This window comes from Enterococcus sp. DA9 (genome assembly GCF_008000875.1).
Lineage (GTDB): Bacteria > Bacillota > Bacilli > Lactobacillales > Enterococcaceae > Enterococcus_B > Enterococcus_B lactis.
Window position 1 is genome coordinate 1,535,496 of record NZ_CP042839.1, and the last position, 12,155, is coordinate 1,547,650.

At 37.2% G+C, this 12,155-nt stretch carries 10 protein-coding genes, 1 tRNA gene and 1 pseudogene; 9 read left to right on the plus strand and 3 right to left on the minus strand.

The window, feature by feature from the left end:
• Positions 1-549 precede the first annotated feature (549 nt).
• A complete protein-coding gene (locus tag FTX43_RS15195) occupies positions 550-1,149 on the plus strand; it encodes a sensor histidine kinase (protein WP_260319857.1) in 600 nt (199 codons plus the stop codon).
• Positions 1,150-1,407: 258 nt separating this feature from the next.
• Here FTX43_RS15195 and FTX43_RS08270 read toward each other — a convergent pair.
• The 3 genes and pseudogenes from FTX43_RS08270 to FTX43_RS08285 all read right to left on the minus strand — a co-directional run bounded on the left by FTX43_RS08270 (position 1,408) and on the right by FTX43_RS08285 (position 3,735).
• Positions 1,408-2,036, minus strand: a pseudogene (locus tag FTX43_RS08270) (ABC transporter permease).
• Complete coding sequence (locus tag FTX43_RS08275) at positions 2,026-2,952, minus strand: ABC transporter ATP-binding protein (RefSeq protein ID WP_002313483.1); 927 nt, start codon at positions 2,950-2,952, stop codon at positions 2,026-2,028. Before FTX43_RS08275 ends, FTX43_RS08270 begins: the two are co-directional and overlap by 11 nt.
• Before the next feature lie 711 nt (positions 2,953-3,663).
• A tRNA-Arg gene (locus tag FTX43_RS08285) sits at positions 3,664-3,735 on the minus strand.
• A 59-nt stretch (positions 3,736-3,794) separates the two neighbouring features.
• On the opposite strand from FTX43_RS08285, the gene rpoN reads away from it, so the two are divergent.
• The 8 genes from rpoN (at position 3,795) to FTX43_RS08320 (ending at position 12,087) form a co-directional block, all read left to right on the plus strand.
• Positions 3,795-5,126, plus strand: coding sequence for an RNA polymerase factor sigma-54 (rpoN, locus tag FTX43_RS08290; protein ID WP_147606982.1), 1,332 nt, complete (start codon positions 3,795-3,797; stop codon positions 5,124-5,126).
• A 149-nt stretch (positions 5,127-5,275) separates the two neighbouring features.
• A complete protein-coding gene (locus tag FTX43_RS08295) occupies positions 5,276-6,367 on the plus strand; it encodes a sugar-binding transcriptional regulator (protein ID WP_002316430.1) in 1,092 nt (363 codons plus the stop codon).
• 40 nt (positions 6,368-6,407) lie between these two features.
• Positions 6,408-7,409 carry a type I glyceraldehyde-3-phosphate dehydrogenase gene (gene gap / locus FTX43_RS08300; RefSeq protein WP_002292818.1) on the plus strand — a complete coding sequence of 334 codons (1,002 nt, stop codon included), beginning with the start codon at positions 6,408-6,410 and terminating at the stop codon, positions 7,407-7,409.
• Between the two features lie 109 nt (positions 7,410-7,518).
• Complete coding sequence (locus tag FTX43_RS08305) at positions 7,519-8,709, plus strand: phosphoglycerate kinase (protein ID WP_002292817.1); 1,191 nt, start codon at positions 7,519-7,521, stop codon at positions 8,707-8,709.
• Between the two features lie 103 nt (positions 8,710-8,812).
• Positions 8,813-9,568 (plus strand): triose-phosphate isomerase, encoded by a 756-nt coding sequence (gene tpiA / locus FTX43_RS08310; RefSeq protein ID WP_002292815.1) that lies wholly within the window; start codon positions 8,813-8,815, stop codon positions 9,566-9,568.
• 115 nt (positions 9,569-9,683) lie between these two features.
• Positions 9,684-10,982 carry a phosphopyruvate hydratase gene (eno, locus tag FTX43_RS08315; protein ID WP_002292812.1) on the plus strand — a complete coding sequence of 433 codons (1,299 nt, stop codon included), beginning with the start codon at positions 9,684-9,686 and terminating at the stop codon, positions 10,980-10,982.
• 578 nt (positions 10,983-11,560) lie between these two features.
• A complete protein-coding gene (locus FTX43_RS14915; RefSeq protein WP_002292811.1) occupies positions 11,561-11,722 on the plus strand; it encodes a hypothetical protein in 162 nt (53 codons plus the stop codon).
• Positions 11,723-11,724: 2 nt separating this feature from the next.
• Positions 11,725-12,087 (plus strand): hypothetical protein, encoded by a 363-nt coding sequence (locus tag FTX43_RS08320; RefSeq protein ID WP_002346068.1) that lies wholly within the window; start codon positions 11,725-11,727, stop codon positions 12,085-12,087.
• Positions 12,088-12,155 lie beyond the last annotated feature (68 nt).

Here is a 12,155-nt window from a genome sequence, read left to right on the forward strand (position 1 = left end):
TCCTTTCGAATCTTTTTTTACCGTTTGAATATTTACCTTATATTAATATTTTCTTGAGTCTTTTTGTAATTGCGAGTATTGCGAAGAAATATTTTTTATCAGATAGTGAGATTTTCTTTTGGATGTTGTTTCTACTAGCAGTTAATTTCATCTGCGAATCGGTTTCCGTCAAGTTGATTCAGTTAATAATTTTGAATCAGGTAGAAAATACAATTACTCATTATTCGATCCTATTTAGCACTAGTCTCACGTTACTTATCGAAATTTTATTTTTCTTTGGCATGCGACTATTCCTTTCACGAAAAGAAACGCTACATAATCAAATTAATACTATATCTCTCTTAACAATGAGTTCAATTCCGATTATTTCAAGTATCATACCTTTCGGGTTTCTTATGTCAGAAGTAAACATGGCCATCAATAGAAGGATAATAGATATTTTTATAACGATGGGAATTGTAATCATGAATATTTGTGTTTTATACCTTTATCACAGTATTTCTTTTCATCAAGCACATATCAATCAAATCTCTCTAGAGAAGAAGGCGCTTGAAATCAGAAATAAAATATGTGGAGGAAATTAAAAAGAGCCAAGAGAATCTGAAACAAATTAGACACGATTTGCGAAATCATTTTTTAGTTCTATCGGGGCTGTTAGAAAATGAAGATATTTCTTCAGCTAAGAAATATCTGAGGAAGACGATGAAACAACAAGAAATGATTACTGACTTTTATACTTCGGATCCTATCTTGAATTATATTTTAAATGAAAAACTGACTATAGCAGAACAATCGGAAATTCAGGTCAATACATCGATTTTTATATCAGAAAATGTAAAAATTGATTATGATATTATAGCAATCATTGTGGGAAATCTAATGGATAATGCAATCGAAGCATGCACTCGAAATAACGGAAAAGGCAAAGATATCACCGTGATTATTAAGCAGTTTAAAAGTGATCTTTTCATAGAGATAAATAATGCTTATTTAGTCAATGAGAGATATACAAGAAAGGAAAGACAGAGTGCTGGTATAGGTACAAAAAGTATAAGATCTTTAGTCGAGAAAAATGGTGGAATCTATCATACTTGGACTGAAGCTGATAGATACTTTGCAAGCATCGTATTGTTTGATGTTTATGAATAGAGACTACAGAATTTAAAAGTTAGTCTGTCTGGTTTTCCATTATTGGAATTTAAAGTATTTCTGTTTTTTCTATGCGTTGTGTAAAGGTGATTAGTGTCATTCCAATAATCAGAGCGATAAAAACTGACAGTATAAATGTTAATATTGTGTAATTCAATACACCTAAAACGACAATATTTGAAACACCTATAATGTTTATAACAGCAGTGATAGAGGTGGTTTTATATAATTCAGCTATTTCAATTCTTCTCAAAATCTTCAATTCCTCCGTGATAGTGCTCTTAATGACAATGCGCCGGTGATGATTAACCAAATACTAACTGTTAGGATATTTTTTAGTTGAATAAATCCAGAGCCAAAAAAAGAAGTACGAATCAAATTGGCTGTTGGGACAAAAGGTAAGAAATCATCGACATTTGAGCTAAAATCAATAAAGCGACAGACAGGACAGAAAAATGAATCGCTAGACCAAATTTTAGGGATGAAGCAAGAAAAGACATCAGGATTCCTGGTAAAGAAGCGAATCCCCAGATAATAAAATCAGCCAATAGGAGATTGAATCGGGAAACGGGCAGTGTTCTTTGATAAGAAACGATCCCATTTTGCTTAGCAGTGCTTACTATCTGTGCCGATAAGACGCCCCCAACAGCAATAATCCCAAGTACTATTGCACCAGAGGATAAATAGACAGCGGTTGTATCATCCATTGTAGGAATTAAAAAAGTGAGTCCGTAAACAATTGCTAATGATAGTAGCAGTTGGGCCACTGTAAAGACTGGCAAAAGTACCTTGTATCTTACTAGACTCCATCTAAGTAAAGCGTATAATTGAAATAATCAACTATCGGAAGGGCGTGAATAGGAATCGTAGCTTTGCTTATTTTTCATTCGTTAATCCTCCGTATGTGTTTTCTAATGTTTGAGGTGATAAGCTATAGTTCGTTACTTCTCTTGATGAAATCTTTTCATTAATCCATATCATTGCATCAACTACTTGTTCTTGTGACAAAGTGACATCGTAACGTAACTCACCCTTTTGTAAGATACAGCCAATATTTCTAGGTAATTCTTGCATTTCAAATTCCTTATCAGAGAATAGTACAAGGTGCATTTGGATCAACGTTTTTTCTAACGATTCGCGAACATACGCATCTTTAATCAAAGTTCCCTTATCAAAGAGTAGATATCTATCTGCATATTGATCTACTTCGAGTAAATTGTGAGTTACCACAATTACAATGTGTCCTTTTTGAGCTAATTTTCTTAAGGAATTCCAAATGATTTTTCTTCTTATCGGATCAACATCATTTGTAGGTTCATCAAGCAGTAAGATTGGTGGAGGGGCAACAATAGACATGGCAAATGAAGTAAGCCTTCGCAATCCGCCTGATAGTTTCTGCCCTTGTACATGTGCCCATTTCGAAATTTTAAGTTCTTGCATAATCTCTATAACGTGAGTCTGGGTATCAGATTTATTCAATCCTCGTATCCTTAAAATAGCTTCAATAGACTGTTGCATGGTAACCCCATCTAATGGTGCATGAAATTGGGGCATCATTGCTGCAAATTGCCTAGCCATTTTCCAGTTTTTATCTAAAGAATGGCCTTGAAAAGTAATACTACCGGAAGTAGGTTTTGTTACGCCTATGATTTGATTTAAGAAAGTTGTTTTTCCTGCACCGTTGTGTCCAGTTACAGCAACAATTTCTCCAGGGGAAAAAACGATAGTTATATTTTTATTGGCAAAATTACTACTATTTTTATATTTTTTTGAAAGAGAATGGATACTTAAATGATTGTTCATAGTAAAATCACGTCCTAAAGTAGTTGATTGTTGGTATTAACCACACTAAAAGAATGAATATATCTGCACCCATTCCTAGAGCAAGGATTAATTTCGAATGGCAAGTCTTGTTATCAAACAAAAAAGGATCATCCCTAATCATGTTTAAAGTTATACGTATGTCAGTTATACTGTAGACTCGAAATTGCCAAGCATTAAGATCGTCGAATCAATGTTTTATCACCAAATTCGATAAATTAATAATAAAACAAAAATACGTTCAACAATCTAAATGATACAATTAACCAAGTAGCTGTAATATTTAACCTTATTCAAACTTTAGTGTATAAACAAGATGATTTAACTTGAAAATAAAGTTATTCATACAAAAGAGATGAATCAACAAAAAATTAGAAGTGTTAGAATATGTCCATAAACAAAAGGGATAAAAGTCAATTATATGTACATTTTATGTTGGAGTGAATAGATTCTGGTGATTTAGTCGAAATGTGATTGATAAGTGGTTAGATGAACAGGTATAATAAGTGCGTATCTACTTTAGCATGTTGTTATGGAAGACATTCAAACATCAGCATTTCAAAAATAAAAGTGACTTGCGTAACGTTGAGGGTAGGAATTAATGGGTAGGCAAATTTTAGGAAAAGCAAAAAAAAAAAGACACTTTCCGTCTCTGGTAGAAAGTGTCGTGAATCCTACTATAAAAAAATAGAACGCGTCCTGAGGGAATCGAACCCCCGTCTCAAGAACCGGAATCTTACGTGATATCCACTACACTAAGGACGCAAGCACTGGGATAATTGTAACTAAACAGATAAAAAATTACAAGGGGATTGGACAAAAAAATGAAATTTGAGCAAAATTTTTCACAAAAACAGCAGCAGACACAGAAACTAGCCATGACGCAACAGTTGCAGCAGTCCATCCAAGTTTTACAATATAACAGTGAAGAGCTGTTGGCATTCGTTGAGAACCAAGCAATGGAAAACCCATTGGTGGAAGTTGTTGAGCCGGAATGGCAGCCAGATTACATAAAAGCTTCTTCATCTTCTTATGATGGAGAAGAGACAAATTACCTAAATCAGATTCCTGATACAAAAGGGTCTTTATTTGATTCATTGATCGAACAAGCCCACTTGAATTACCGAGATACTTTTTTAAGGAAAATCGTTCTTTATCTTGTAGAATACATCGATTTGAACGGATTTTTGACGATTAGTTTAGAGGAAGCTGGAAAAGAGATCGGAGCGACGCCTATCCAAATGCTCGATGCGTTGACACTGATCCAGCAATTAGAACCAGCTGGAGTAGGTGCACGTAGTTTGCAAGAATGTCTCATGCTTCAAACGGAACGGGATGATTATGCGCCGGAACTAGCCTACATCGTGCTAGAAGAATGTTTTGAGCAATTGGTGGAGCGAAAATGGAAAGAGATTGCGCAGCGTTTTTCTGTTGATTTACACGCTGTTCAGCAAATATTCGACTATTTGCAAACGTTGAGCCCAAGTCCTGGACGAATTTTCGACCGTAGTAGCGAATTGTACATTATTCCTGATGTCCGGGTATTAGTGGACGATGGAAATGTACAAGTCATCTCAAACCGAAAAAAACAACCGAATATCCGATTTCAAGAGACCTACTTCAAGCAAATGTCACAACAAGCAGATAAAGAAACTGAAAATTATTTAAAAGAACGGAAACAGGAATTCGAATGGTTGAAGAAAACGATCCTCCAACGCGGGGATACAATTTTGCGGGTTGCTCAAGTCATTGTTTCTCGGCAAAAAGCTTTCTTTATCGACAAGGAGCGGCCCATCAAACCTCTTACGTTAAAGGAAGTTGCGACCGAGATAAATGTGCATGAATCTACGGTCAGTCGAGCAGTCAACGGGAAATATTTGGAAACAGATTTCGGTGTATTTGAGTTAAAGAAATTTTTCACTGCAAGAATCCCTACTAACGGTGCAGAACAGACAGAAGATCTTTCGGCAGATACTGCGAAGAAAAAGTTGCAGGAATTAGTTGATCAAGAAGACAAAAGCAAGCCGTTGTCGGACCAGAAATTGGTTGAATTGCTGAAAAAAGATGAGATAGCGATCTCAAGACGGACAGTAGCAAAATACCGTGATTTATTAGGAATCCCGAGTTCATCAAAAAGAAAACGTTATGATAATTAATCATCCAAAAAATCAGAAAAAGTATTTTACTTTTTCTGATCTTTTTAGTTGAAAAACGAAAGCAAAACTGTTAGACTAACAGTCGTGAGGTTGAGATTTCCCTTTATTGATGTGAAATTCGAAAAGTTAATTTCTTTTTTTTATCGTATATGGGTCGTTTTAAGTCTACATTGGACGCAAAGTGTCCAACTAAGGAGATCGCTATGCTAGATGAAATAAAAATGATTGAATCTGTTGCACCAGATATTATCGAAGTGTTGCAAGAACGCTATAAAATTTTACGAAATATCTATTGGATGCAGCCGATTGGACGTCGAAGTTTATCAGAAAGTATGGGGATAACAGAACGAGTATTGCGAACAGAAACAGACCTTTTGAAAAATCTGAATTTGATCGATACCTCAAAAAGCGGTATGACGCTGACAACTAAGGGTGAAGAAGTTTATCAAAGTCTTGAAAACTTCATGGATCAGCTTTTAGGTACGCATCAAACCGAACAACAGTTGGCAGAATATTTTGGTAATCAGCGCTGTATCGTTGTTTCAGGAAACAGCGAAGAGCAAACCAAAGTGGCTGATGCATTCGGCGAAGCGCTGAGTGAAGCCTTAGACCGACTGCTTCCGGAAGGCGAGAATATCATCGCTGTGATGGGAGGAACCACCATGGCAGTTGTAGCAGAACAGTTGTCTAATCTGGAAAATAAAAAACGGCATAACCTATTTGTCCCTGCAAGAGGCGGGATCGGTGAAGCGATAACTGTACAGGCAAATTCTGTCAGTGCAAGAATGGCTGCCAAAGCAAACGGAAACCACCGTGCACTTTATGTTCCGGAGCAATTAAGTCTGGCAACTTACAATTCTTTACTCAATGAGCCATCTATCCAAGAAGTCTTAAACTTGATTAGTGAGGCGAATTGTGTTATTCATAGTATTGGGCGTGCATTACACATGGCAGCACGTCGAAAGATGACTGAAAAAGAATTAGTCATGCTGAAACAAGCAAATGCTGTAGCGGAATCCTTTGGCTACTTTTTCAATGAAAAAGGTGAAGTTGTTTATAAGGTCCCTAGGATTGGCATAGAATTGCAAGATTTGGCGAAAGTCCCAATCATCATGGCGATAGCGGGCGGAAAATCAAAAGCCAAAGCAATTCGAGCTTATATGAAAAATGCACCAAAACAAACGTGGCTCATCACTGATGAAGCTGCTGCAAACGAGATTTTAAAAGGGGTAACCCTTTAAAATAAATATTTTTTTGATTTTCATAAGGAGGAAATCTTAAATGACAGTTAAAGTAGGTATTAATGGTTTTGGACGTATTGGACGTCTAGCATTCCGTCGTATCCAAGATGTAGATGGAATCGAAGTAGTAGCAATTAACGACTTGACAGATGCTAAAATGTTGGCACACTTGTTAAAATACGACACAACTCAAGGACGTTTCAACGGAACAGTTGAAGTTCATGAAGGTTCATTCAACGTAAACGGAAAAGAAGTTAAAGTATTAGCTAACCGCAACCCAGAAGAATTACCATGGGGCGAACTAGGCGTAGATATCGTTCTAGAATGTACTGGTTTCTTCACTTCTAAATCAGCAGCTGAAAAACATTTGACAGCTGGTGCTAAACGCGTTGTTATCTCTGCTCCTGGCGGAAACGATGTTCCAACAATCGTTTATAACACAAACCACGAAACATTAACTGGTAAAGAAACAGTTATCTCAGGTGCTTCATGTACAACTAACTGTTTAGCTCCTATGGCTAAAACATTGAACGACAAATTTGGTGTTGTTGAAGGATTAATGACAACTATCCACGCTTACACAGGTGACCAAATGACTCTAGACGGACCTCATCCTAAAGGTGACTTCCGCCGTGCACGCGCTGCTGCTGCAAACATCGTTCCTAACTCAACAGGTGCTGCTAAAGCTATCGGTTTAGTAATCCCTGAATTGAACGGTAAATTAGACGGAGCTGCTCAACGTGTTCCTGTACCAACAGGTTCATTAACAGAATTAGTAACAGTTCTTGAAAAAGAAGTAACTGTTGACGAAATCAACGCAGCAATGAAAGAAGCTTCAAACGAATCTTACGGATACAACACAGACGAAATCGTTTCTTCAGATATCGTTGGTATGACTTACGGTTCATTATTTGATGCTACACAAACTAAAGTAATGACAGTTGGCGACAAACAATTAGTTAAAACTGTTGCTTGGTACGACAACGAAATGTCATACACTGCACAATTAGTACGTACTTTAGAATACTTCGCTAACTTATAAGATAGACAAACGTACAAGTGTAAATGATAGACATGTACATTTAAAAGCGGGGAAGCAATCGCGCTTCTTCCGCTTTTTTTGATAATAAGTTTATTCAGGAGGAAATAAAATGGCTAAGAAAACAGTGAAAGATATCGATTTAAAAGACAAAAAAGTTCTTGTCCGTGTTGACTTCAATGTTCCTTTGAAAGACGGCGTGATCACTGACGACACTCGTATCAAAGCAGCATTGCCAACAATCAACTACGTTTTAGAACAAGGCGGAAAAGCAATCCTTTTCTCTCACCTTGGACGTGTAAAAACAGAAGAAGATAAAGAAGGAAAATCTTTAGCTCCAGTTGCAAAACGTCTAGGCGAATTATTAGGTAAAGAAGTAACATTCGTACCTGAAACTCGCGGAGAACAATTAGAAGAAGCAATCCGCAACATGAAAGATGGCGACGTTGTCGTATTTGAAAACACACGTTTTGAAGATGTTGATGGTAAAAAAGAAAGCAAAAACGATACAGAGCTAGGTAAATACTGGGCTTCATTAGGTGATGTATTTGTTAACGATGCTTTCGGTACAGCTCACCGTGCGCATGCTTCTAACGTAGGTATCGCTTCAACTGGTATCCCAACAGTTGCTGGATTCTTGATGGAAAAAGAAATCAAGTTCATCGGTGAAGCAGTAGAAGAACCAAAACGCCCAATGATCGCAATCCTTGGTGGCGCAAAAGTTTCTGATAAAATCGGCGTAATCGAAAACTTGATTCCTAAAGCAGACAAAATCTTGATTGGTGGCGGAATGACTTACACATTCTACGAAGCAAAAGGAATCAAGATCGGTAACTCTCTAGTAGAAGCTGACAAAGTAGAACTAGCAAAAGAATTGATCGAAAAAGCAGGCGACAAACTTGTCTTGCCAATCGACAATGTCTGTGCACCAGAATTTTCAAATGATGTAGAAACACAAGTAATCGAAGGAGACATTCCTGACGGTTTGATGGCTTTAGACATCGGCCCAGCATCAGTAAAATTATTTGCTGATACATTACAAGGTGCAAAAACAGTTGTTTGGAACGGACCTATGGGTGTATTTGAAATGAGTAACTTTGCTAAAGGTACAATCGGTGTTTGTGAAGCAATCGCTAACTTAGAAGGCGCAACAACAATCATCGGCGGAGGAGACTCAGCTGCAGCAGCAGAACAATTAGGTTTTGCTGACAAATTCACACACATCTCAACAGGTGGCGGCGCAAGCTTGGAATTGCTTGAAGGTAAAGAATTACCAGGACTAGCAGCAATCAACGATAAATAAACAGCCAATTTTGCTCTATTCTGACGAGTAATCGATCAAAAGGTGAAGGGAGTTTTCATGACTCCCTAGCCATTTTTCAATAAATTAAGGAGTGTGTTCCTCAATGCGTAAACCTATTATCGCAGGTAACTGGAAAATGAACAAAACTGCATCCGAAGCAAAAGAATTTGCTGAAGCAGTAAAAAACAAAATCCCTTCAAATGACAAGGTTGATTCAGTCATCGGATCTCCTGCATTATTCTTACAAGAATTAATGACATCAGCTGAAGGTACAGAACTAAAAATCTCAGCACAAAACTGCTACTGGGAAAACTCAGGTGCGTTCACTGGTGAAACTTCACCAGCAGCTCTTGCTGATCTAGGTGTTCACTATGTGATCATCGGACATTCAGAACGTCGTGAATATTTCCATGAAACAGACGAAGACATCAATAAAAAAGCAAAAGCTATCTTTGCAAACGGTATGACACCAATCTTATGCTGTGGCGAATCTTTAGAAACATATGAAGCAGGCAAAACTGCTGAATGGATCGAAGGACAAATTACAGCTGGTTTAGCTGATCTTTCAGCTGAGCAAGTGTCAAACATGGTGATTGCTTATGAACCAATCTGGGCAATCGGTACTGGTAAATCAGCTGACGCACAAATCGCTGACGAAATTTGTGGTGTTGTACGTCAAACAGTTGAAAAACTTTATGGAAAAGAAGTATCAGAAGCTGTTCGTATCCAATACGGCGGTTCTGTAAAACCAGAAAATATTGCTGAATACATGGCAAAAGAAAATGTTGACGGTGCTTTAGTCGGCGGCGCAAGCTTGCAAGCAGATTCATTCTTGTCATTGTTAGACGCTGTAAAATAATTGATGAAAATTTGCGAAAAATGCAAGAAATGTTTGCACTAATGAGCAAAATTAACTAAAATCGTATATGAGGGAAATCCCTTAGGAAAAAACAAACTCAAAGGAGAGACAAAACATGTCAATTATTACTGATGTTTACGCTCGCGAGATCTTAGACTCACGTGGTAACCCAACAATCGAAGTAGAAGTATACACAGAAAGCGGAGCTTTTGGCCGCGGAATGGTTCCTTCAGGTGCTTCAACTGGTGAATACGAAGCAGTTGAATTACGTGACGGAGACAAAGCTCGTTATGGCGGTAAAGGTGTAACTAAAGCTGTCGACAACGTAAACAACATCATTGCTGAAGCAATCATTGGCTACGATGTTCGTGACCAAATGGCTATCGACAAAGCTATGATCGCTTTAGACGGAACTCCTAACAAAGGTAAATTAGGTGCGAACGCTATTTTAGGTGTTTCTATCGCTGTTGCACGTGCAGCTGCTGACTACCTAGAAGTACCTTTATACCACTACCTAGGCGGATTCAACACGAAAGTATTGCCAACACCAATGATGAACATCATCAACGGCGGATCACATGCTGATAACTCAATCGACTTCCAAGAATTCATGATCATGCCTGTTGGCGCTCCAACATTCAAAGAAGCTCTACGTATGGGTGCTGAAGTATTCCACGCATTAGCTTCAATCTTGAAAGCTCGCGGATTAGCAACTTCTGTTGGTGACGAAGGTGGATTTGCTCCAAACCTTGGTTCAAACGAAGAAGGTTTCGAAGTAATCATCGAAGCAATCGAAAAAGCTGGCTATGTACCTGGTAAAGACGTTGTTCTTGCTATGGATGCTGCTTCTTCAGAATTCTACGACAAAGAAAAAGGCGTTTACGTACTAGCTGACTCAGGCGAAGGCGAAAAAACAACTGACGAAATGATCAAATTCTACGAAGAATTAGTTTCTAAATATCCAATCATCTCAATCGAAGATGGATTAGACGAAAACGACTGGGACGGATTCAAGAAATTAACTGACGTATTAGGCGACAAAGTTCAATTAGTTGGTGACGACTTGTTCGTAACAAACACTCAAAAATTATCTGAAGGTATCGAAAAAGGAATTGCTAACTCAATCCTTATCAAAGTGAACCAAATCGGTACATTAACAGAAACTTTCGAAGCTATCGAAATGGCTAAAGAAGCTGGCTACACAGCAGTTGTATCTCACCGTTCTGGTGAAACAGAAGATTCAACAATCTCTGATATCGCTGTTGCAACAAACGCTGGTCAAATCAAAACAGGTTCTCTATCACGTACTGACCGTATTGCTAAATACAATCAATTACTACGTATCGAAGACCAACTTGGTGAAGTTGCAGAATACAAAGGTTTGAAATCTTTCTACAACTTGAAAAACAAATAATTCTTTTCTAATGAAGATACATGATCGACCGATTGAAAGATAGACGAGCATGATCACTTAGTTAAGTAATCAGACTCTCTACCTGCTGATTTCAGCAAGTAGAGAGTTTTTTTGTTGTGAAAATCATTTGATGAATAAATCTCTTTTTTAAGAACAGAAAAATCGGGAGAGTACATAAATTATTATAATAACAACTGTTTATTTATATATATCATATAAACCCTATTATATAAATATCCGTATTTATTAAAAATAACTCATAATTTTATTTTTGTAACTGGCTTCTGTATATAATATTTACAAATATCGATACGAGACAATCGTATCGAAAAAAATCAGTGATCAAGAGATAACATCGTATAGGACCTTTTAAGGATAGAACAATAAGAGAGGAGGAAGCAGTCTTCGTTTCATTCATATCCTTTTACGCTCGGATAGGATGATTCTCTTCAAAAAGGGGATGGCAATCTTCCTCTTTCGATAAAAATCATTTGAACAGGGAGACAGAAAAATGAAAAAATTTAGATAATTACAATGATAAAAATTATAAATATGGGATAACTACAAATATTTTTGGGATGGATCCGACTTACTGTTCTAAAATCGTCTGGCAAGCTTACTGGTATGCTTCGGCTGCCGTGCAAGTAGGAGGGATGTATCAGCCGCTTATTGCTTTGCCATACGATCTTCCTGATTATTTTGATGAAAGAGCGATCCATATCTTAACATGGGAGAATTGATGATGAGAAGGAGGATTTCTAAAAAAAGAAATTACTGTTCTAAGATTTTTATTTCGATAGGTTTACTGTTAGGGGGTACATGGCTCTATCAATTTCCAATCAAGAAACATATAGCTACACGAGCACTGTATCAATTATTAGAGGAGGAATACCAATTAACCGATTATGATATTTTTATTTCAAGAGTGGTGAAAGATACGAAAAGTGGTAGAGGCGGTGTCAGTATTTTTTTCATGGTAAGGAATAGTGTGTATGTGTATGAATATGACTACTCTCTTGAAGAAAATAATTGGCTACGTGGTTATTACGTAAGTAGGAGTAGCTATAGATCATGTGATACTCTTATTTTCAATGATGAGGAATAAAATGATTTGACTATAGAAGAACAGTTCAACGAAGTAGCTTCTCTTGTTTTTTTACTTGGTTGGATTTA

What these genes read in the sequence shown, in the direction of transcription:
- FTX43_RS08275 (WP_002313483.1), bottom strand. Translation starts at nt 2,952, where the DNA reads ATGAACAATCATTTAAGTATCCATTCTCTTTCAAAAAAATATAAAAAT.
- rpoN (WP_147606982.1), top strand. Translation starts at nt 3,795, where the DNA reads ATGAAATTTGAGCAAAATTTTTCACAAAAACAGCAGCAGACACAGAAA.
- FTX43_RS08295 (WP_002316430.1), top strand. Translation starts at nt 5,276, where the DNA reads ATGGGTCGTTTTAAGTCTACATTGGACGCAAAGTGTCCAACTAAGGAG.
- gap (WP_002292818.1), top strand. Translation starts at nt 6,408, where the DNA reads ATGACAGTTAAAGTAGGTATTAATGGTTTTGGACGTATTGGACGTCTA.
- FTX43_RS08305 (WP_002292817.1), top strand. Translation starts at nt 7,519, where the DNA reads ATGGCTAAGAAAACAGTGAAAGATATCGATTTAAAAGACAAAAAAGTT.
- tpiA (WP_002292815.1), top strand. Translation starts at nt 8,813, where the DNA reads ATGCGTAAACCTATTATCGCAGGTAACTGGAAAATGAACAAAACTGCA.
- eno (WP_002292812.1), top strand. Translation starts at nt 9,684, where the DNA reads ATGTCAATTATTACTGATGTTTACGCTCGCGAGATCTTAGACTCACGT.
- FTX43_RS14915 (WP_002292811.1), top strand. Translation starts at nt 11,561, where the DNA reads ATGGATCCGACTTACTGTTCTAAAATCGTCTGGCAAGCTTACTGGTAT.
- FTX43_RS08320 (WP_002346068.1), top strand. Translation starts at nt 11,725, where the DNA reads ATGAGAAGGAGGATTTCTAAAAAAAGAAATTACTGTTCTAAGATTTTT.